Annotated in this window: 23 protein-coding genes; 15 read left to right on the top strand and 8 right to left on the bottom strand. The window is 64.0% G+C overall.

Going from position 1 to position 19,819, the window contains the following annotated elements; translation table 11 throughout:
* Positions 1-2 precede the first annotated feature (2 nt).
* Positions 3-773: a lysophospholipid acyltransferase family protein gene (locus ABIA30_RS18705; protein WP_370068042.1), complete on the bottom strand. Its 771-nt coding sequence runs from the start codon at positions 771-773 to the stop codon at positions 3-5.
* Between the two features lie 52 nt (positions 774-825).
* On the opposite strand from ABIA30_RS18705, the gene ABIA30_RS18700 reads away from it, so the two are divergent.
* From ABIA30_RS18700 to ABIA30_RS18675, 6 genes are read left to right on the top strand one after another with little or no spacing between them, the layout of a single operon-like run.
* Complete coding sequence (locus ABIA30_RS18700) at positions 826-1,503, top strand: phosphotransferase (protein WP_370068040.1); 678 nt, start codon at positions 826-828, stop codon at positions 1,501-1,503.
* A 38-nt stretch (positions 1,504-1,541) separates the two neighbouring features.
* Complete coding sequence (locus tag ABIA30_RS18695; protein ID WP_370068038.1) at positions 1,542-3,092, top strand: Rieske 2Fe-2S domain-containing protein; 1,551 nt, start codon at positions 1,542-1,544, stop codon at positions 3,090-3,092.
* Entirely contained in the window at positions 3,089-3,427 is a 339-nt protein-coding gene (locus tag ABIA30_RS18690; RefSeq protein ID WP_370068036.1) for a hypothetical protein, read from the top strand. The genes ABIA30_RS18695 and ABIA30_RS18690 overlap by 4 nt, the downstream gene beginning before the upstream one ends.
* A 54-nt stretch (positions 3,428-3,481) precedes the next feature.
* Complete coding sequence (locus ABIA30_RS18685) at positions 3,482-3,805, top strand: DUF2563 family protein (protein ID WP_370068034.1); 324 nt, start codon at positions 3,482-3,484, stop codon at positions 3,803-3,805.
* Positions 3,802-5,397: a hypothetical protein gene (locus tag ABIA30_RS18680; protein ID WP_370068032.1), complete on the top strand. Its 1,596-nt coding sequence runs from the start codon at positions 3,802-3,804 to the stop codon at positions 5,395-5,397. Before ABIA30_RS18685 ends, ABIA30_RS18680 begins: the two co-directional genes overlap by 4 nt.
* Positions 5,398-5,404: 7 nt before the next feature.
* Entirely contained in the window at positions 5,405-6,130 is a 726-nt protein-coding gene (locus tag ABIA30_RS18675; RefSeq protein WP_370068030.1) for a hypothetical protein, read from the top strand.
* A gap of 483 nt (positions 6,131-6,613) precedes the next feature.
* Here ABIA30_RS18675 and ABIA30_RS18670 read toward each other — a convergent pair whose 3' ends face one another.
* Positions 6,614-7,423 carry a DUF5718 family protein gene (locus ABIA30_RS18670; RefSeq protein WP_370068028.1) on the bottom strand — a complete coding sequence of 270 codons (810 nt, stop codon included), beginning with the start codon at positions 7,421-7,423 and terminating at the stop codon, positions 6,614-6,616.
* Positions 7,420-8,670: a serine--tRNA ligase gene (serS, locus tag ABIA30_RS18665; RefSeq protein ID WP_370068026.1), complete on the bottom strand. Its 1,251-nt coding sequence runs from the start codon at positions 8,668-8,670 to the stop codon at positions 7,420-7,422. The genes ABIA30_RS18670 and serS overlap by 4 nt, the downstream gene beginning before the upstream one ends.
* A gap of 130 nt (positions 8,671-8,800) precedes the next feature.
* Between serS and ABIA30_RS18660 the strand changes: the two genes are divergently transcribed.
* Together ABIA30_RS18660 and ABIA30_RS18655 are read left to right on the top strand one after the other, a co-directional pair.
* Positions 8,801-10,264, top strand: coding sequence for a septum formation family protein (locus tag ABIA30_RS18660; protein WP_370068182.1), 1,464 nt, complete (start codon positions 8,801-8,803; stop codon positions 10,262-10,264).
* 7 nt (positions 10,265-10,271) lie between these two features.
* Positions 10,272-10,622, top strand: coding sequence for a metallopeptidase family protein (locus tag ABIA30_RS18655; RefSeq protein WP_370068024.1), 351 nt, complete (start codon positions 10,272-10,274; stop codon positions 10,620-10,622).
* A 224-nt stretch (positions 10,623-10,846) separates the two neighbouring features.
* Here ABIA30_RS18655 and ABIA30_RS18650 read toward each other — a convergent pair whose 3' ends face one another.
* Positions 10,847-11,524, bottom strand: coding sequence for a histidine phosphatase family protein (locus tag ABIA30_RS18650; protein WP_370068022.1), 678 nt, complete (start codon positions 11,522-11,524; stop codon positions 10,847-10,849).
* Complete coding sequence (pheA, locus tag ABIA30_RS18645) at positions 11,521-12,447, bottom strand: prephenate dehydratase (protein ID WP_370068020.1); 927 nt, start codon at positions 12,445-12,447, stop codon at positions 11,521-11,523. The genes ABIA30_RS18650 and pheA overlap by 4 nt, the downstream gene beginning before the upstream one ends.
* Before the next feature lie 110 nt (positions 12,448-12,557).
* Here pheA and ABIA30_RS18640 point away from each other — a divergent pair, with 110 nt between their 5' ends.
* The 3 genes from ABIA30_RS18640 (at position 12,558) to ABIA30_RS18630 (ending at position 14,846) form a co-directional block, all read left to right on the top strand.
* A complete protein-coding gene (locus ABIA30_RS18640) occupies positions 12,558-13,355 on the top strand; it encodes a DUF2470 domain-containing protein (RefSeq protein WP_370068018.1) in 798 nt (265 codons plus the stop codon).
* Positions 13,356-13,392: 37 nt separating this feature from the next.
* Positions 13,393-14,130, top strand: a complete 738-nt coding sequence (locus ABIA30_RS18635) for a CPBP family intramembrane glutamic endopeptidase (protein WP_370068016.1) — start codon at positions 13,393-13,395, stop codon at positions 14,128-14,130.
* 167 nt (positions 14,131-14,297) lie between these two features.
* A complete protein-coding gene (locus ABIA30_RS18630; RefSeq protein ID WP_370068014.1) occupies positions 14,298-14,846 on the top strand; it encodes a ferritin in 549 nt (182 codons plus the stop codon).
* Here the strand turns inward: ABIA30_RS18630 and ABIA30_RS18625 are convergent.
* The 3 genes from ABIA30_RS18625 to ABIA30_RS18615 form a co-directional block, all read right to left on the bottom strand.
* Complete coding sequence (locus ABIA30_RS18625; protein ID WP_370068012.1) at positions 14,843-15,682, bottom strand: glycerophosphodiester phosphodiesterase; 840 nt, start codon at positions 15,680-15,682, stop codon at positions 14,843-14,845. The two genes, ABIA30_RS18630 and ABIA30_RS18625, sit on opposite strands and share 4 nt — an antisense overlap.
* A gap of 4 nt (positions 15,683-15,686) precedes the next feature.
* Positions 15,687-16,592, bottom strand: a complete 906-nt coding sequence (locus tag ABIA30_RS18620; RefSeq protein ID WP_370068180.1) for a DUF4328 domain-containing protein — start codon at positions 16,590-16,592, stop codon at positions 15,687-15,689.
* A 105-nt stretch (positions 16,593-16,697) separates the two neighbouring features.
* On the bottom strand, positions 16,698-17,024 hold the full coding sequence (locus ABIA30_RS18615; RefSeq protein ID WP_370068010.1) for a rhodanese-like domain-containing protein: 327 nt from the start codon (positions 17,022-17,024) through the stop codon (positions 16,698-16,700).
* Between the two features lie 380 nt (positions 17,025-17,404).
* On the opposite strand from ABIA30_RS18615, the gene ABIA30_RS18610 reads away from it, so the two are divergent.
* The 4 genes from ABIA30_RS18610 to ABIA30_RS18595 all read left to right on the top strand — a co-directional run bounded on the left by ABIA30_RS18610 (position 17,405) and on the right by ABIA30_RS18595 (position 19,771).
* Positions 17,405-17,563: a hypothetical protein gene (locus ABIA30_RS18610; RefSeq protein WP_370068008.1), complete on the top strand. Its 159-nt coding sequence runs from the start codon at positions 17,405-17,407 to the stop codon at positions 17,561-17,563.
* A gap of 95 nt (positions 17,564-17,658) precedes the next feature.
* Positions 17,659-18,282 carry a superoxide dismutase gene (locus ABIA30_RS18605; RefSeq protein WP_370068006.1) on the top strand — a complete coding sequence of 208 codons (624 nt, stop codon included), beginning with the start codon at positions 17,659-17,661 and terminating at the stop codon, positions 18,280-18,282.
* 187 nt (positions 18,283-18,469) lie between these two features.
* Positions 18,470-19,003, top strand: coding sequence for a peptidase (locus ABIA30_RS18600; protein ID WP_370068004.1), 534 nt, complete (start codon positions 18,470-18,472; stop codon positions 19,001-19,003).
* Between the two features lie 369 nt (positions 19,004-19,372).
* Complete coding sequence (locus tag ABIA30_RS18595) at positions 19,373-19,771, top strand: transcriptional regulator (protein ID WP_370068002.1); 399 nt, start codon at positions 19,373-19,375, stop codon at positions 19,769-19,771.
* Positions 19,772-19,819 lie beyond the last annotated feature (48 nt).

Here is a 19,819-nt window from a genome sequence, read left to right as displayed (position 1 = left end):
CGCTACTCCGGCGTACCTTCCGTCAACCGGGCGCGACGGGAAGCCTTCTCCCTGGCCTCTTCGAGGTCCATCTGATCTGCTTCTGCCAGCGTCGGGGCGCCGCCGCCCAACCGATGCGGCACCCAGAACTCGCCGGGCGGATACGGCCCGTAGGCATCCTGCACCTCGGCCAGCAGGTGCTGCATCCGGGCATGCAACAGGGCGGTCAATTCCGCGGCCGGCAACGTCGGGTAGATCGGCTCGCCGACGTGAATGTAGATCGGCACCTTGGGACGGCGCATGTTGCGCGGATGGCCCTTGGTCCAGATCCGCTGGGCGCCCCAAACGATATGCGGAACGATCGGCACGTCGGCTTCGATCGCCATCCGTGCGGCGCCGGATTTGAACGCCTTGATCTCGAAGCTGCGGCTGATCGTCGCCTCGGGATACACCCCGACGAGCTCACCCGATTTGAGCTGCTGGACCGCCTCCGAGTAGGAGTCGGCACCGCTGCCGCGGTCGACCGGGATGTGCCGCATCTTCCGCATCAGCCATCCGGTGTACTTGTCGTCGAAGACTTCCTTCTTCGCCATGAATCGCACCTTGCGGCCACGCTTCTGCAACACCGGAGGAAGCCCGGCGAACGTGAAGTCGAAGTAGCTGGTGTGGTTGATGGCGATCACCGCACCACCGCTGACCGGTAGGTTCTCCACACCGGTGATGGTGAACTTCAAGCCCTGTAGCCGCCACAGCGTGCGGGCCACCTTGATAGCGGTGCCATATACCGGTTCCACGTACGTCAGCCTAGTGCGGACCGCCGGTACCACGCGTGGAAAGGTCGTCCAGGTGAGCTTCCCCAGCGGCCCGCTGCCGGTTCCCGAAGTGGTGATCGTGCTTGCCGCAGGTAGGTCCGTCGCCGCGGTGTGGGTGAACGAACTGGGCGGCGTGACGTTCACGATCGACGCGGGCGCCGAGTACGTGAAGACGTATCCGGCTGAGCATGCTGCGTTGCTGACCGCCGAAGCGGCCCGGCTGCGCTGGGCCGGGCAGTACGTCATCGCTCCCACCGTGCTCGGCAGCGGCCCGGGCTGGCTGCACACCGCGGGGCTGCCGGGCCGTTCTGCCGTCGATCCGCGGTGGTCTGACCATCCCGAGACCGCGGCGCGGGCGATCGGTTCCGGACTGCGGACCCTGCACGATGCACTGCCGGTCGACGAGTGCCCGTTCGGACCGCCGTCCTGGGTCCTCGACGCCCTGCCGACGGATCGGCTGGTGGTCTGCCACGGCGACCCCTGCGCCCCGAATACGCTGATGAGCGACGTCGGCGAGTTCGTCGGACACGTCGACCTGGGCGACCTCGGGGTGGCCGATCGATGGGCCGACCTGGCCATCGCAACCATGTCGCTGGACTGGAACTACCCCGGCAACTACGAGGTCGCCTTGCTGGACGCGTACGGTGTGGCGCCGGATCCCGACCGCATCGCCTTCTACCGCCGACTCTGGGACATGCCGGAATCCGGCTAGACTCGCTGCGCGAGGTTTCACCGCCAGAAGGGGTATTTGTGCAGGTCACGAGCGTCGGACACGCGGGATTCCGGATCGACACCAACGCGGGGAGCATTCTGTGCGATCCATGGGTGAACCCGGCCTATTTCGCGTCCTGGTTTCCCTTCCCGGACAACAGCCAGCTGGACTGGGCTGCCCTCGGCGACTGCGACTATCTGTATGTCAGCCACCTGCACAAGGATCACTTCGATCCCGAGCATCTGCGCGCACACGTGAACAAAAATGCGACGGTGCTGCTACCGGACTACCCGGTGCCGGATCTTCGCCGCGAGCTGGAAGCGCTGGGCTTTCACAAGTTCTTCGAAACCACCGATTCGCATCGGCACACCGTCAGCGGCCCCAAGGGCGATCTGGACGTGATGATCATCGCGCTGCGGGCCCCGGCCGACGGGCCGATCGGCGACTCCGGCCTCGTGGTGTCCGACGGCGAGACCGTCGCGTTCAACATGAACGACGCCCGGCCCATCGACCTGGACATGCTGGCCACCGAGTTCGGGCACGTCGATGTGCACATGCTGCAGTACTCCGGGGCCATCTGGTACCCGATGGTCTACGACATGCCGGCCCGGGCCAAGGAGGCCTTCGGCACCCAGAAGCGGCAGCGGCAGATGGATCGCTCTCGCCAGTACATCGCTCAGGTCGGGGCCACTTGGGTGGTGCCGTCAGCCGGCCCGCCATGCTTCCTTGACGACGAATTGCGTTGGCTCAACGACGATCACGGGGATCCGGCGAACATCTTCCCGGACCAGATGGTGTTCCTGGACCAGCTGCGCCAACACGGGCACGACCGGGGATTGCTGATGATCCCGGGCACGGTGGCCACCTTCACCGGATCCGAATTGGACTCGCTCGCGCACCCGGTATCCGAAGCCGAGGCCGAAGCCATCTTCACCACCGCCAAAGCCGAGTACATCGAGGCCTACGCGGAGCGGATGGCGCCGGTACTGGCCGCCGAAAAAGCTTCGTGGGCACCGGCTTCCGGCGACTCACTACTGGAGCCACTGCGGGCCAAGTTCGAACCGATCATGGTGCAGAGTGACCAGATCTGCGACGGCATCGGATATCCGATCGAGTTGAAGATCGGCGCCGAGACCGTCGTCTTGGACTTCCCCAAACGCATTGTGCGATCAGCGATTCCGGATGAGAAGTTCCGATATGGATTCGGTATCGCGCCAGAGTTGGTACGCACTGTGCTGCGCGACTACGAACCGGACTGGGTGAACACCATCTTCCTGTCCACCCGTTTCGAGGCGTGGCGGGTCGGCGGCTACAACGAGTACCTGTACACCTTCTTCAAGTGCCTGACCGATGAGCGGATCGCCTACGCCGACGGCTGGTTTGCCGAAGCACACGACACCTCGGCGTCAATTGAGCTGGGCGGCTACGAGATTCAGCGCCGCTGCCCGCACCTGAAAGCCGACCTGTCCAAATTCGGTGTGGTCGAGGGCAAGACCTTGACCTGCAATCTGCACGGTTGGCAGTGGAACCTGGAGAACGGCCGCTGCCTGACCTCCAAAGGACACGAATTGCGGAGTCGGGCATTATGAGCGCCGGACCGCAGTACGACGACGGCATGATTCAGCTGGACCGCCAGGCAATCACCTTGCGCCGCTACCACTTTCCCTCGGGTACCTCGAAGATCATCCCGATGCGGTCGGTGCGCGGCTACCGGTCCGAATCGCTGGGATTCTTCTTGGAGCGATTCCGGATCTGGGGTAGCACCGATCCGAGACACTGGATGCCGCTCGATATCTGGCGCCCGATCAAGTCGACGCGGGTAGTCCTCGATGTCGACGACACCCCCGCTCCGGCGTTCACACCCTTGCGCCCCAGGGAGTTCATTGCGGTACTCGATGAATTGTTGAGCGCGCGCGACGAATAGGGTCCTGACAAATTAGCGGTGTTCTCCCGCTTTCAACGGCATTACCCTCGAGATATGTCCGGGGGAAAGATCGAAGTCAACACCGAGCACATGCTCGGCGGCAGCGATTCCTGCACATACGCAGCCAATGCGGCACGTACAGGGGCTGAGCGACTCGGCCGCGAAACGATCGAGCGGAACATCTTCGGTGACTTCGAGGGCGGTCACCAGTTTCATTCAGCCATCAGTGCCGCACATCAAGCTCACGTGGAGCGACTCAACGGCCACGACACTGCACTGACCAACCTGGCCGGTCATGCGAAGGCTGCCGCACACACATTCACCGCGGCAGACGATGCGGGCGGCGCGCGCATTGATGCCGCGGCCCACGACCTGTGAGCACAAGCCGTCCGGCACTGACAAATCTGAATGTCAGCGACCTCTGCGCGATCGCCGGCGGCGACCCGTGGAAGCTCAACGACGAGCTCCAAGCAGGCGATGCGGGCGCGATCAACAACCTGGCCGATGCCTTCCATCAGGCCGGATTCCATGCCAAAGAATCTGACGACGAGTTCACCACGGCGAAGAAACAGTTCACCGACGCCTGGAATCGCAACGGTTCCGAGCATCCGATCAACGAATCAGAGCAGGTCCAGAAAGCTACGGCAGCACTGGTCGGTCATCCGGATCAGTTGTCGAAGATCGCCGTTGACCTGGAGCAGATCGCCTCGTCACTGGCCATTGCTCAGCGCACTGCCGACACCACGGTGGCAGGAGCCAACAATGATCTGGAAGCGATCGACCAACAAATTTCCAAAGCCAAAGCGGCGAACCTGAACTGGTTGGATCTCGAGCTGGAAGCTGCGGGCGTCGTCAAAGGTGCCCTCGGGCACATCGAGGAGGCCCGAGGCGGGTACCTGGCCCAACTGCACGGCGCCGAGACTGCCATGGCTGCTGCGGGGTTCGTACCCGACGCCCTCGACAACGTCGATGCCGCTCCCGACAAAGCACCTGCAGCGGCGGCATCTGCCTATGACAAGTCCGGACAGCGATCCAAAGACCAGGCCATGGTCGACAAAGCCAAGGCCGAAGGGCGAAGTGACTCGTTGAGCGGCATTGGCAGCCCCGGTCACTTCACCCAGGACGAGATGGACGCCGAACAACGGCTGATCGACTACAACGCGGTCCAAGACCCCACACGCAACGTCAACAACTATCGGACGCCTGCCGAACAAGCCGAAGGCAGACGACTGGCCGGCGAGCGTCTCGCCGACTACAACATGGTGCATTCAACGGGCCCGGTTCCCAAGGACCCGGTGCTCGGCGGTGATGCACGCAGCCGCGCACAGGCGCGCCTGAATCTGCAGCGAGAGTACGAGACGAATCCGCCCGCTGGAATGCACGTCATGATGACCGATGATGCGACTCGCCTGATCGATCAACAGGAACTGAACGACCGGGCCAACGTGCTCACCAGAGTCCAAGCGGGGCTTCAACAGGCAGGTATGACGCCGCAAGGGGCCGCGCAGGCGGCGGAAGGTATGGCGCACGGAATCATTCCTGCACAGCTCCTCGCGACTGGCTCAGATGCCGCCAAGGCTCTCGACGCATCCAAAGATGCATTTCGAGATTTCGCAAAAGCACTGCCAACAGGAATGCCCACAGATTTGGCACCGAGCCCTGCGTATTATTCCGCCGCCGATATCGACGCACTGAAGAAGATCGGCGGGCGTCTGGGCGTCGTGGGGTCTGCACTAGACGTCGGAATAGGTTTATACGAGATATATGGCGAGGGCAAGCCCGCCGGAGAGGTGATTGCAAAGGGCCTCGGCGGTTTTGCCGGTGCCTACGAACTCGCTCCGTTCGGCGCCGAAGCGGGTGCTACCTTCGGCCCTGTTGGGGCTTTCACGGGCGCACTACTCGCAGGTGCTGTTGGCGCATACGGCGGCGAATACGCTACCGACTTCGTAATGAAGTGGATGAAAGGTTAGGGCACTTTTGACAACCACGACCACCTCTAGTTTCGTCTTACATGTCGCCGAGGCCCACACGACCATCTACAACTCAGCGTCAAAGTTGATATTTTTCTCGATTGCAATCATCGCGCTCATCATCTGCGCGCTGACCTTGTGGTCAAAAAGGGGTATATCTCGGCAACGGCGCATCTACTGGTCTAGCACCACCGTTGTTGCATGCAGCGTTTTCTTGGCGTCGCTCCCCAACTGGAAGCAGGGGCTAGCCGTAGCAGCATTCGCGTGCGCAATACTATTCGGTTCCGCGTATTTCAATACTGACTATATTCATTTCAAAGGACAGACCTACACATATTATTCGTCCGCTAGTCAGAAAGATGAAACCCGATCAGGCACCTCCGACAACAAATCACCTTCAGGCCTCACCACTGCGACAAGGTTCTGGACTCTGATGATCGGTGCGGCGCTTCTACTGGCTCTGATGGTCGGTATCAACCTTCAACCTGGCGGTAAACCACGTGAAGCGCTCGTGGCAGCAGTCATTCTCGGCGCCTTTGCCGCGTTTTTCGGCCACAACGATGCGATCAATGACCATCCGATAGCAGGCGGTCAACGCGTTCAATTCATATTGATCAGTCTTGTCACAGTCGGAATTTTCCCCACGATCTACCTTATTGCCTATTCTATCGGGAAGAAGCGGCCACGTGGAGGTAAGCGCTCGATGGGCCGGCAGGAAAACCCATTCCGCTAGCCGACAGTCGCAACACCTTCGGCCGCGACTAGAATCAAGCCGTCAATAGGGTACTTGTCTCTATCGCAGCGGCCCCGAGTCGGCGAGGTTGCACGCAATGGCCGTTCTTACGCTCGCTGGACTGCTAGTTCCGGCCCCGGCACGTTCAAGACTCTGAAACCAGCCCGTCAACTGTTCTGGGCAAGCCTTGTTTTCTCGTCGACTTGCGCATTCTTTACGGTATATCCACCCGGCTGGAAAGTTGGAATTTGTTCGTCAATGTTCGTGTTCGGCGTCAGATGCGAGCTCAGGGTTTCCGTCCGCTCGGGGAAAATATCTTCAATTCCTCGTAGCTGGCTTGATCAGTTTCGGGTCATTTACCGTTGTCTATTTTCTCGGATATCTCGTCGGAAGGCAGCTCCGCCGCCGAGATGGACGAAATGGCCGTTCTATCGAAGGCTTTCACGACCATTTCGTCTATCTCGGCACGCTCGAAAAGGGCGGTTAACCCGCAGCCCGCACCGTCTGCCGCAACTCCGACACCGCCGAAGACGCTGTGTCGTACACCCGCACGATGGCCTGGTCACCGGGCTTGAGGTAGGTCGACTCCCCCAACTCGGTGTACCGCGTCGCGCCGATGCCTATCAGCAGGTGCTTCGGATGCCCACTGGCCACCATCAGCGCGCCGACATCTTCCAAAGGTGTATCAGCAGAACCCTTTTGGTTGGCCAGGCGGTCGACGATCCAGTCCAGCAATTGCGTCCCGTAATACGAATAACCCAGCAGAGGGCTGTCTTGGCCATAGGCCTGCTCGGTACCGCTGCCGTCATCGAGGAAGCACGCCAACCTCAAGGACGACGTAGGGCCATCCGCAGAGAGATCGCTGATCTCGAAGAACTCGGCGGCCACGCCCTTGGAGGCCGTGCCCCAGTTCTTCTTATGACTGATCTTCGGGGCGTTCGGCCGCCGGATCGAGCAGTCGTTGAACGCGCCGAGCGCGAAAGGCGTGAGGCCCACCACGCGGTCGCCGGACCACGAAACCTCGCAGGCCAAGCCAACTTCGGGCTCGATCTGCAGATTGAGCGGAGTGTCGCTGGCCGGCAGCAGGACAGTGTCCGACGACAGCGGGAACTCACCGAGGAAGGTGTCGCTACCCGGGGCGTACCAGGGGAAAATTCCCTTGGGCGCAACACCTTCGGAGGCCACGTTGACGAAATCGACTGCCTCTCCAGCCTGTTCGAGGTGGCCGGCGAAATTGCCCGCCACACCGAAACCGAACCAGGATCGCAACTCGGCGAAATCCAGTGAGATCACGACAGCACCGACTTTCCGACATACGGCACCAGCGCCTCGGGCACCCGAACACTGCCGTCGGGCTGCTGGTGGTTCTCCAGGATCGCGACCAGCCAACGAGTGGTGGCCAGGGTTCCGTTCAGCGTCGCAGCGGTCTGCGGCTTGCCGTTGTCGTCGCGGTACCGGGTGGACAGACGCCGGGCCTGGAACGTCGTGCAGTTCGAGGTCGAGGTCAGCTCGCGGTAGGCCTGTTGGGTGGGAACCCAGGCCTCGCAGTCATACTTGCGAGCGGCTGAGGAACCGAGATCGCCTGCAGCAACATCGATTACGCGGTAGGGCACCTCGATGGCAGCCAACATCTCCCGCTGCCAGCCGAGCAGCCGCTGGTGTTCGGCCTCGGCGTCTTCTGGCTTGCAGTAGACGAAGGCCTCGACCTTGTCGAACTGATGGACCCGGATGATGCCACGGGTGTCTTTGCCATAGCTGCCGGCTTCCCGGCGGAAGCACGACGACCATCCGGCGTAGCGCCGTGGTCCGTCGGACAGATCGAGGATCTCATCGGCGTGGTAGCCGGCCAATGGCACCTCCGAGGTGCCGACCAGGTACATGTCGTCGGCCTCGAGCCGGTAGATCTCATCGGCATGGGCACCCAGAAATCCGGTGCCGCGCATCACTTCTGGGCGCACCAGCACTGGCGGGATCATCAAGGTGAACCCGTTCTGGGTAGCCAACCGGACTGCGAGCTGCAGCAGCCCGAGTTGCAGAAGGGCGCCGAACCCGGTCAGGAAGTAGAACCGCGACCCGGAGACTTTGACGCCGCGCTCCATGTCCAGCAGACCGAGGGCCTCGCCGAGCTCCAGGTGATCCTTCGGATTCTCCAGCGCCGGAACCGAACCCACCACGTCGAGCACTTCGAAGTCGCTCTCGCCGCCGGCCGGCACCCCGTCGATGATGACGTTGCCGATCGCCATGTGCGCCGCGGTGAAGGCCGCCTCCGTTTCGGCCTGCCTGGCCTCGACGTCCTTGATCGCAGCGGAGAGTTCCTTGGCTTTCTCCAGCAGCGCGGGCCGGTCCTCGGGAGAGGCCGAACCGACCTGCTTGCTCGCCGTCTTCTGGGCTGCCCGGGCGGTGTCGGCCTCCGCGATGGCCGCACGACGAGCAGCGTCGGCGGCCAGTAGGGCATCGACCAGCGCCGGGTCTTCGCCACGAGACCGTTGCGACGCTCGCACCCGGTCCGGATCATCGCGCAACAACTTGAGGTCGATCACGGCCGTCACCCTACTTTTTTGAACGGTCGAGCAGCACCTCGAGGTAGATATCGTCGGTAGCAGCGCCCGAGCACAACCACATAACAGTACAACTGCATCACTTGTCACAGCCTCGTCCGTGGCTGTCACAATAGAAACGATGCTGGACGCACCCACGGCGGACGAACTGGGCCTCACCACCCATCCGGACGCGCCGAATACGACGCCCCACTGGTGGCAACGCATGCATGCCACCAGGACCCAGCGTGGGCTGATCCTCGCTGCACTCGGTGGCCTGCTGGTCGCCGGCGTGCTCCAGGTACTGCCCGGGGAGACCGACTACGTCTCCCCGCTCGGCTTCGGCAGCAACAAGGCCGTCACCTCGCGGGTCAGCGACACCTTCAACCACGCCAAAGCCGGCGACTGCTTGACCTGGCCAGATCGCGCCCCTGACGCGGTCAAGATCGTCGATTGCAAGGACGACCACCGCTTCGAAGTTGCCGAATCGCTCGATCTCAGCACGTTCCCGGGCAGCGAGTACGGCCCGGATGCGGCTCCGCCGTCGGCCGCCCGGATCAAGCAGATCAGCCAGGAACAGTGCCAGAACGCGGCCCATCAGTACCTCGGTCCACGGTTCGATCCCAACGGCAAGTTCACCGTCAGCCTGGTGTGGTCGGGCGACAAGGCCTGGAAGCAGACCGGCCAGCGCCGGATGCTGTGCGGTCTGCAGTTGCCCGGTCCCAACCAGCAGCAGTTGTCCTATAAGGGCCGGGTAGCCGACATCGACCAGTCCAAGGTCTGGCCTACGGGCACCTGCATCGGCATCGATCCGGCGACCAACCAACCGACCGACGCCCCGGTCGACTGCTCGACGCCGCACGCCATGGAGGTCACCGGTGCGGTGAACCTCGCCGACAAGTTCCATGACGCACTCCCGCCGGACGCACAGCAGGACGCATTCATCAAGGACGCATGCACCAAGCTGACCGACGCCTATCTCGCACCGAACCAGTTGCGCAACACCACCCTGACGCTCATCTACAGCACACCCGCACCGCCGAGCTGGGCCGCGGGCAGCCATCAGGTCTCGTGCAACATCGGATCCTCGCTCGGCAACGGTGGCTGGTCGACATTGGTGAACAGCGCCAAGGGCCCGCTCGTCATCAACGGGCAGTCCCCGATCGCGCCCCCGGCGATCGCCGACGAGCGACTCAACCTGCCGGCACTGCCGCCGGTCTCGTCTCCGATCGACGCTTCGGCCTCCCAAGGCTCGTCGTCGCAGGGCTCGGCGTCGCAGGGCTCGTCGTCGCAAGGCTCGTCCAGCTCTTCTAGCTCGTCGGGGACGCAGCACGGCCAGCAGACGGCGCAGGCTCCCCAGGGCGACCAGCACATGCCGGGTCAGCAGGCTGGGCCGGGCAACGGCGCCGTTCCGCCGGCCACCGGTAACACGTACCTCAACGGCCCACCGCCGGCCACGCCGGACGGTCCGCCGATGGAGAGCGACAATCCCGCCGGGCCTGCCCCGGCGGGACCCGCACCAGGTGCCCCCGCTCCGGCCGCTCCCGGTCCGGCAGGCCCGCCCGGTGATGCGGGCGCGCCGCCGCCCGGGCAATAGGGCCACCATGGCGGTGCACATGCAGCCGCAACGGTTCGATGAATTGGTCTCCGACGCGCTCGATCTGCTCCCGCCCGAGCTGACCGCAGCGATCGACAACGTGGTGGTACTCGTCGAGAGTCGCCATCCCGACGAACCCGATATCCTCGGACTCTACGAAGGAGTCGCGCTGACCGAGCGCGATTCCTTCTACGCCGGATCCTTGCCGGACACCATCACCATCTACCGCGACGCGCTGCTCGACATGTGCACGAGCGAGGCGGAGGTCGTCGACGAAGTGGCCATCACCGTCATCCACGAGATCGCACACCACTTCGGCATCGACGACGATCGACTGCACGAATTGGGCTGGGCGTAAACGCCTGCGCGGCATACTCCTTTTGTCGCACCGCAGTGCTACAACTAGGTCATGGCGCTGCTATCGACCACCTGCCGCCAGTGCGGTGACGATCTGCAGCACTGTCACGGAACCGTCATCATCCACGCCGGCCAAGCGGCCGAATGCACCGACGAGGATTGTGTGACACCCGAGGCCGAGCACTTGTTTCGCATCGATTGCGACACGGTCGGCTGCGCGTGCGGTCAGCCCATGGGGTCTTCATCGGCGACGTGGGTTGCGACCTCAGGTTCTGGGTAGAACGGCGGCGTCAACGCGCCCCACTGCACGCAACTCCAACGGCCATCGGTGATCGGGCTCAACACCACGCATTCTGTGTTGGCGAGGTGGTGCTCCATCGCGAAATCGATGTCCACTCCGGCCAATTGGGCTGCCACCAGCCGAATGGCCGCACCGTGACTCACCACCAGGATATCGCCGGCCCGGTCGTGGTTGTCGAGATGACGCAGCCGCAGCTGGGTCACCACCGGTAGGTAGCGGTCCAGGACCTGCTGACCGGTCTCACCGCCGGGCATGGCCACGTCGAGGGCACCGTGCTGCCATTGCCGGTAGATGCCATCGAACTGCTCGATGTCCGCTTCGCGGTCACTGCCTTCCAGATCGCCCGCCTGTACTTCATGAATGCCAGCTACCTCGTAGGCACCGATGCCCAGTTGGGCGTCGATCTCTTCGGCGGTCTCGACGGCACGCCGGGCGACGGAATGCACCAGCAGTCCGACCGGATACGGCCAGTTCGCGGCAAACGCCGCCGCCTGCTGACGGCCGAGTGCGGTCAAAGCGGTGCCGGGCGGCGCGGTGTCGAGCTGCCGGCGCACATTTCCTTCAGATTGGCCGTGCCGGACGAATACCAAGCGTTTGTTCATCCCCGATCCGCCCTCGCTTCTCGTAGTCCGGCCAACCACTCAGCGGCCACATCGGTGGCCGGCGGCGTCGCTCCCGTCGCGGTACCGGTCGGCCAGGACCCCAGGTAGCGCACATCGGTCGCCCGCCGGTACAGCGCCTTGAGCGCCTCGGCGACCGGCGCATCATCGATATGCCCGACGCAGTCCAGGAAAAAGATGTACGTGCCCAATTCTGTTCTGGTAGGCCGTGATTCGATACGGGTCAGGTCGATGTCGCGGATCGCGAACTCAGTCATCGCGGCCACCAGCGCACCCGGCACGTTGTCCAGCCGCAGCACCACGGACGTGCGGTCGGCACCAGTGCGCGGTGGCGGCGGTCCCGGCGGACCGGCGAGCACGAACCGTGTCCGGGCATTGGATTCGTCGACGACACCGTCGGCCAGCGAGGCCAGTTGCCATCGCTGCGCGGCCAGCGCGGTACTCACCCCGGCGTCGGCCCGGCATTCCGAAACATCCTCGGCTGCACCGGCATTGGAGATCGCCGGCACCAGCCTGGCATTCGGCAGATGCTCGGCCAGCCAGCGCCGGACCTGCGCGGCCGCTACCGGGAAGGCTGCGACGGTCGAAACCGCGGCGGCCTCGACACCGGGACGCACCACGATGCTGAACGACACGTCCAAGGTCTGTTCGGCGTAGATCTGCAACGCTGCACCCGCGGACAGGCTGTCCAGAGTCGGCAGCACCGAACCCTCGATCGAGTTCTCGATCGGCACACAGGCGTAATCGGCGTTGCCCGCCCGCACTGCCTCCAGTGCTGCACCCGCGCTGTCACAGGGCATCGGGTCGAATTGCGGCCCGTCGGGAACGGCGCCCGACTCGGCCAACCGCAGCAACGCCGCTTCGGTGAATGTTCCTCGCGGACCGAGGTAGGCGATGCGGGCCACGCGTCAACACTATTAGGCCGGTTTGGCCGTGACCATCCGGCACGCGGTAGGCCTTGCACACCATTCGCTCGTTAGTTAACTTAGGCTTACCTCACTACCGAAGGCGGGTCATGGCGAAGACGTCGGCAATAGCCACCACACCAAGCACGGCCGAGCGGGTACGCAGCGCGTGTGCCCGCGCCACCGGCGCCCTGCTCGCGGCGGAGAATGCCGAACCGGTGACCACGCCCGTGCACCACTTCCTCGCCGACGGGTCGTTCGCCATCACCGTCCCAGCCGATGGTTCGTTGGCGGCCATGATCGCCGCTTCGGGCCACGCCGGCGTCCCCGCGATGTTGGAACTGACCGACTACGCGCCACTGCCGCTGCGTGAACCAGTGCGTTCACTGGTCTGGGTTCAGGGTCGATTGCTGCACATCCCTGCCGCGCGAACCGCCGCGCTGCTCGACCTCATCGCCACCGATGATCCGAATCCCGCACTGCTGCAGGTGAATACCGATGACGGCGCAGAGGAAGCAGCACACACACTGGTACGTCTGGAAATCGAATCGGTGGTGGTGGCCGACTCCACCGGCGCCGAGTCGGTACCGGTGGGCACCCTGCTGAGCGCGCGACCCGATCCGTTCTGCGCGATGGAATCGCACTGGCTGCAACACCTCGAATCTGCCCACCGCGACGTAGTGGACCGCCTGGCGGCCCGACTCCCGACCACCCTGCAACACGGCCGGGTGCGGCCGCTCGGGCTGGACCGCTATGGCATGCAGCTGCGGATCGAGCGTGAGGACGGCGACCACGACGTCCGACTGCCGTTCACCAAGCCTGTCGACGACGTCACTGCGCTCAGCCAGGCCATCCGGATGCTGATGGGCTGCCCCTTCCGCAACGGACTGCGCGCCCGACGCATCTGACCCGACCCTGACGCGCGACAGCTAGGGTTTGTCCCCGATGACCCGCCGCGCCCTCCGCATCGAAATTGCCGTCGTATTGGCGGTGACATTCGGCCTGTCCGCCTATTCGGCGCTGGTACGGCTGGCCGAAGCGGTGATCTTGGGCGTGTCCGGGCAGAAGGTCACACTGCACGAGCGTCGCTCACCCATCGATCTGATCGACCTCGGGCTCAACCTCAGCCCGGTGTTCGAGTTGACCGCCTGGGGCGCATTGGGCCTCTACCTGCTCTGGCGCAGTGGTTTCCGTCCCGCCGATATCGGACTCGGCCGGATCGACTGGCGCATCGATGCGCCGCGGGGCCTCGGCCTCGCCGCGCTGATCGGCATCCCTGGACTCGGTCTGTACCTGGCCGGCCGGGCGCTCGGTATCGGCGTCGCGGTCGTGCCCAGCACCCTCAGTGACACCTGGTGGCGCATTCCGGTGTTGGTGTTGATGGCCTTCGCGAACGCCTGGGCCGAGGAGGTCATCGTGGTCGGCTACCTGCTGACACGACTGCGCCAGCTCCAGATCCCAGCCGCCAAGGCACTCGTACTCTCCGCCGCACTTCGTGGCTGCTATCACCTGTATCAGGGTTTCGGAGCCGGCCTGGGCAACATCGTCATGGGCCTGGTGTTCGGATACGCCTGGCAGCGGAGCGGACGGCTATGGCCATTGATCATCGCGCACGGACTGATCGACACCGTGGCATTTGTGGGCTACACGCTGGCCGCGCGTCATTTGAACTGGCTCCCCTGATCACCATCAGCAAAAGGAATTTTCGATATAGCCAAGCCTTACCTGATTTAATTCACAAGGATCGAATTCGCCATTGTTGCGGCGGTCACAATGGCTAAGGATATGCTTTCCTGAATTAGGTTGTCCTTCCATGACAAGCGCTTCTGAGCTGCACTATCGTTGCCAAAATGATCGACGCGACGCACCAGGACACGAAATTCCACCAGCTCCTGCAGGATCAGATTCGGAGCGAATTCGGTGCGTCCCAGCAATACATCGCCATCGCCGTCTACTTCGATGGGGAAGACCTTCCGCAATTGGCCAAGCACTTCTACGCGCAATCGGTCGAGGAGCGCAACCACGCCATGATGCTGGTGCGCTATCTGCTGGATCGCGACATCGCGGTCGAGATCCCCGGCGTCGACACCGTGCGCAATCAGTTCGCTGCGCCCGAGGACGCGCTGAAGCTGGCACTTGCCCAGGAACGCACCGTCACCGAGCAGATCAGTCGGCTGGCCAGCGTGGCCCGCGAAGAGGGCGACTACCTCGGCGAGCAGTTCATGCAGTGGTTCCTCAAGGAACAGGTCGAAGAGGTCGCCACCGTCACCACGCTGGTCCGGATCGCGCAGCGGGCAGGCGAGAACCTGTTCAACCTGGAGGATTTCGTGGCCCGCGAGTTGGCCGCCGGCGGCGGTGCCGACCCGAGCGCGCCCGCAGCGGCCGGCGGCAACCTCTAACTCTCGAGCGCTCCGGTCAGCCCGCCGCGCAACCAATCCTTGGTGCGGCCCGGGTGATTTGTGGCAACCCAGGCCACCCCGACATCTCGGCAATACTGCACGTCCTCATAATGATCGACGGTCCAGCAGTAGAGCGCGCGGCCGTGGGCCGCGGCCCGGTCGACCAGTTCCGGATGCTCCCGCAGTGTGGCGATGGATGGCCCCACCGCCGTCGCCCCGACGGTGGTGGCGGCGCTTCCGCCGAGATACCGCGATGTCTCGCCCAGCAGCACTGTGGGCAGCATCGGCGCGGCCCGACGGATCCGCCATACCGCCGCTGCGGAGAACGACATCACCACGGCCCGCGACAGATCGGCCGAGGCCGGTGCCGCGATGCCGTATCGGTGCAGCAGCGCCAACACCTTGCTCTCGACCAGCGCGCCGAAGCGCACCGGGTGCTTGGTTTCGATGAACAACTTCACGGGCCGCTGCCAGTCCAACGCCAGCCGGATCAACTCGTCCAAGGTCAGCAGGCCGGTGTCACCTTGACCGGCGTTCGCCTGCCAACTGGGATGCCAACTGCCGTAATCGAATTCACGCAGCTGCGCCAGACTCATCTCACTGACCAGTCCGGTCCCGTTCGACGTGCGGTCCACCCGCCGGTCGTGCACACACACCAGGTGGCCGTCGCGGGTCAGCCGGACATCGCATTCGAGTCCGTCAGCCCCCTGGCTGAGCGCCAATTCGTAGGCCGCCAGCGTGTGCTCGGGACGATCCGCCGATGCGCCGCGGTGTGCGACCACGAACGGGTGGCCACCCGGGCCGCCCTCCACGCTGTGCGGATCCTCCGACGTCATTGCCCTATGCTGCCGGTTCCTCGTCGTCCTGCTCAACCGGAACAACCGAATCGGGAGCTGACTCGGATGGAGTTCCCGGGTCGGTGATGACCCAGCGCTGACCGGGTAGACCGACCTCTGCACCCTCGAATCCCGAGTACACCTTGTGGACCAGCACCAGGGCCGCCAGCCCGGCCAGATAGGCGACGGTGGTGCTCACGGTGTTGTCCGCGATGCCCTGCGGATCACTGGTGAAGCTGGTCGCGACGGACCACACCGCGAGCAGCGTGGCCACCACCCACACCGCCCACCAGGTGACGATCGACCGTCGCAACCTGCGCAGCCGGTTCTCGACGGTGGCGAGTTCGATGACGAATACCGGCGCCCAGAACAGGTTCAGGACCGGGACCAACGAGGCCAGCCTGAGCCACCAGCGCTGCCGCGGTTCGGTCGCGCCGACCCGCTCGTAGGCCTCGGCACGACGCGCGACGAGCCAATTGGTCAACACCACTGCGACCGTCACGACGGCGAACGCGGCGATGACGCTGGCCGCCACGCCAAGCCAGGTACCCGCACCGGCCACCCACGGATTGAGCAGGATCGTCCGGTTGATCAACAGCAGGACGTATCGCACGACATGAATCAGCGCCGCGGCAGCGAGGGCGCCGATGGCGACCACTGTGGCCGTCTGCACCATCGTCTGCGACGGACCGGTCCGGACTTCCTCCGGTTCGGCGACGATCTGCTCGAACTCTTGGTCCAGACCCCAGCGCGGGGTCTGGTTGTAATGCGGCGTCGGGCCCAACGGCTGTTGCGGACGACGGGTCGCCGGTGCCGCTCCCGGGCGCACCGCGATCCATCGGTAGCCCGCGGGTGTACGTGGACCCGAGGGCCGGCCCGAGCGGCCTGCCTGTGGCCCCACCGCAGCCACGGGCGCCAACAACGCACCTCCGCACCGCGGGCAGATGTCCCGGCGGCGATCACGAACGTTCCACCGCGTACCGCAGCGGGAACAGGCCTGGATCACGGCACCAGCCTACGGCCCGTCGACGACGATCGGCCGTCCGGCGCCGCTCCACGCCAGCATGCCGCCGGTGACGTTGATGGGCTCATACCCGTTGCGCGCCAGGTATTGCGAAACCTTCAGCGACCGACCACCGGCATGACAAATGACGTAGAGGGTTGCGTCGGCATCGATCTCGGCCAGGCGCGAGGGCACCTCGCCCATCGGGATGTGTTGGGCCCCGTCGGCGTGTCCGCGCTGCCATTCATCGTCTTCGCGCACGTCGAGCAAAACCACTCCGTCACCGAACACCTCCGGCACATCGGCCAGTTCGGCATGCGTCACCTGAATGTCATCCATGCGCTACATGCTGGCACGTCCAAGCCGATCCGCGACGGCTGTCCGCGTGAGCAGCAATGCGAGGACTATCCACAGTTTCCACAGGTTCATCCACAGGGCTGGTACTGGCCGAACAGGGCCTGAACCGCTGAATTTGTGATCCAGGTTACGTTTGTGTGGATGATCTGGGCTCGACGGCCGCAGTGATCAACAGGGCGTGATCGCCCAGAGCGAAAAAGATTGCCGAGCTAAGTAGTTGGCGGGTCCGCACAGCATCCCCGAACACGACGCGGGACCCACTTTTTCGGTCGCCCGGCAAACCGTTATGATCGGCGTCACAACACAGGGTTGTGACGATCCTCACGGGAACCGAGATCGTCTAGGCAGGTCAGGAGCGCGTGATGGCATCGCATCCGCTGCGGCCGGGTTCGGCCGCATCGTCGTCCGATTGGCGCGCCTCGATTCCTGCTCAGACCCGCAGCCAATTGATCGCGGCACTGCGAGCCGGGATCATCGCGTTGATTCTGCTCGGCGTCTTGGCGCTGATCGTCCTGATGTGAGGCCGCGGCCGCAATAACGCCTTCGCCGTCCTTGCGGTGTGCACGCCGATGGAGCAAGGTTGTGCTCGGATCTGATCATCAAAGGAAGGAAACCTGTGGCTGAGTACACCCTGCCCGACTTGGACTATGACTACGGCGCCCTGGAGCCGCATATTTCGGGTCAGATCAACGAGATCCACCACAGCAAGCACCACGCGGCCTACGTCAAGGGCGTCAACGACGCCGTGGCCAAGCTGGAGGAAGCCCGGGCCGGCGATGACCACGCGGCGATCTTCCTCAACGAGAAGAACCTGGCGTTCCACCTCGGCGGCCACGTGAACCACTCGATCTGGTGGAAGAACCTCTCCCCCAACGGTGGCGACAAGCCCACCGGCGAACTGGCCACGGCCATCGACGACCAGTTCGGTTCGTTCGACAAGTTCCGCGCACAGTTCACCGCGGCGGCCAACGGCCTGCAGGGTTCGGGCTGGGCGGTGTTGGGCTATGACAGCCTGGGTGGTCGGTTGCTGACTTTCCAGCTGTATGACCAGCAGGCCAACGTGCCGCTGGGCATCATCCCGCTGCTGCAGGTCGACATGTGGGAGCACGCCTTCTACCTGCAGTACAAGAACGTCAAGGCCGACTACGTCAAGGCGTTCTGGAACGTCGTCAACTGGGAGGACGTGCAGAACCGCTTCGCCGCGGCCACGGCCAAGACCAGCGGCCTGATCTTCGGCTGATCCGCTTCTTCGAATAAGACGGGGCGTCGCGCACCAGCGCGGCGCCCCGTTTTCGTATCCACCGAGGCACACAAAGACCAAGGCTGACACCCGTGTCGTCTTGCGTGCCAGCCGTTGCTGTCGCATTCTGGGCGGATCGACCCACAGCCGTGTCGGGGGCACGAGCCCGAGTAGCGGGAGGTCAACGATGGACAGTGGATCCGGCCGAGCCGTCGAGGTGGCTCCGTTTCATTCCGGTGGCGCGCTCAAAGGTTTTGTGGTGTCCGGCCGTTGGCCCGATTCGACCAAGGAATGGGCCCAGTTGCTGATGGTGGCGGTGCGAGTCGCCTCATTGCCCGGGTTGCTCTCCACCACAACAATTTTCGGAGTCCGCGAAGAACTCCCCGAACAGCCCCAGCCGGGCACCGTCGGCCTGGTCCTGGCAGAAGGGCCGGTGGTCGGTGCAGCCGCGGTGCCGCCCGGCTACTTCGCCGGCCACCAACCGCCGGCGTTGATGATGCTGCATCCTCCGTCGGAGACCACGCCGTCACTGCCCGAGTGCGCCGGCGCCGCATCCGGTTGCGTGCTATTGCCCGGGCTACCCCATCTAGGTCTGGATCATCGCGCGGCCTGGGTCGAAGCAGAGGCTGACGGCACCATCACGTCCATCGTCAGTCGGGTTGGCATCGATCCCATCACCCACCCGGACACGGCCATCCTGGCCATGCTGCTGGCGGCGTGACCGCATCGGCTTGCTACGCACACCACAGGTCGCATACAGCGTCCAACTGTAAAATTGCAGCAAATATATAGTTAATGACTGCGCGCAGGGGCCCACGGCCCAGCCACCGGCAAGTTCACGGATGACAAGCGCGCCTGCGAGACACACCCCGGGCAAAATAGCGCATGCGTCAAAAAATGCTTCGCCGAGCGTTTCGCAATCCCCTCCACCCAGTGCCAAATCCACAGGTCACGGCCTTGCATCTCAGCCGGCGGTCATCGGAACAGAGATTTCTGCGGTTTGCACTTGGCTCACGGCGCAACTCTCGCTACGATGAACAGCAAATAGTGCTAACACGCCAGTAAGTACCATTAAGTGGAGGATTCACCGATGAGCATGACGTTCGCCGCACGGCTGAACCGGCTGTTTGACACCGTCTACCCGCCGGGTCGCGGACCGCACACGTCTGCCGAGGTCATCGGCGCCCTCAAGTCTGAGGGCGTGACCATGTCGGCTCCGTACCTGTCGCAGCTGCGTTCGGGCAACCGCACCAACCCCTCTGTCACGACGATGGCAGCGCTGGCCAACTTCTTCCGGATCAAGCCGGCCTACTTCACCGATGACGAGTACTACGAGAAGCTCGACAAGGAGCTGACCTGGCTGGCCAACATGCGCGACGAGGGCATCCGCCGCATCGCCGCTCGTACCGTGGGCCTGTCCCAGGAGGCCAAGCAGGATCTGGTCGAGAAGGCCGACGAACTGCGTCGCAAGGAAAACCTGGACAGCTGAGCCTGTTCGCTACAGGGCCAGTACCTGCAGCTCATGACCGTCGGGATC

It is taken from the genome of Mycobacterium sp. MAA66, from assembly GCF_041261665.1.
In the GTDB taxonomy this organism is placed as follows: domain Bacteria; phylum Actinomycetota; class Actinomycetes; order Mycobacteriales; family Mycobacteriaceae; genus Mycobacterium.
Note: the sequence above shows the minus strand (reverse complement) of the source record. Positions and strands in the feature narration are given on the sequence as shown.

What these genes read in the sequence shown, in the direction of transcription:
- ABIA30_RS18690 (WP_370068036.1), top strand. Translation starts at nt 3,089, where the DNA reads ATGAGCGCCGGACCGCAGTACGACGACGGCATGATTCAGCTGGACCGC.
- ABIA30_RS18685 (WP_370068034.1), top strand. Translation starts at nt 3,482, where the DNA reads ATGTCCGGGGGAAAGATCGAAGTCAACACCGAGCACATGCTCGGCGGC.
- ABIA30_RS18655 (WP_370068024.1), top strand. Translation starts at nt 10,272, where the DNA reads ATGGCGGTGCACATGCAGCCGCAACGGTTCGATGAATTGGTCTCCGAC.
- ABIA30_RS18650 (WP_370068022.1), bottom strand. Translation starts at nt 11,524, where the DNA reads ATGAACAAACGCTTGGTATTCGTCCGGCACGGCCAATCTGAAGGAAAT.
- ABIA30_RS18640 (WP_370068018.1), top strand. Translation starts at nt 12,558, where the DNA reads ATGGCGAAGACGTCGGCAATAGCCACCACACCAAGCACGGCCGAGCGG.
- ABIA30_RS18635 (WP_370068016.1), top strand. Translation starts at nt 13,393, where the DNA reads ATGACCCGCCGCGCCCTCCGCATCGAAATTGCCGTCGTATTGGCGGTG.
- ABIA30_RS18630 (WP_370068014.1), top strand. Translation starts at nt 14,298, where the DNA reads ATGATCGACGCGACGCACCAGGACACGAAATTCCACCAGCTCCTGCAG.
- ABIA30_RS18625 (WP_370068012.1), bottom strand. Translation starts at nt 15,682, where the DNA reads ATGACGTCGGAGGATCCGCACAGCGTGGAGGGCGGCCCGGGTGGCCAC.
- ABIA30_RS18615 (WP_370068010.1), bottom strand. Translation starts at nt 17,024, where the DNA reads ATGGATGACATTCAGGTGACGCATGCCGAACTGGCCGATGTGCCGGAG.
- ABIA30_RS18610 (WP_370068008.1), top strand. Translation starts at nt 17,405, where the DNA reads ATGGCATCGCATCCGCTGCGGCCGGGTTCGGCCGCATCGTCGTCCGAT.
- ABIA30_RS18600 (WP_370068004.1), top strand. Translation starts at nt 18,470, where the DNA reads ATGGACAGTGGATCCGGCCGAGCCGTCGAGGTGGCTCCGTTTCATTCC.
- ABIA30_RS18595 (WP_370068002.1), top strand. Translation starts at nt 19,373, where the DNA reads ATGAGCATGACGTTCGCCGCACGGCTGAACCGGCTGTTTGACACCGTC.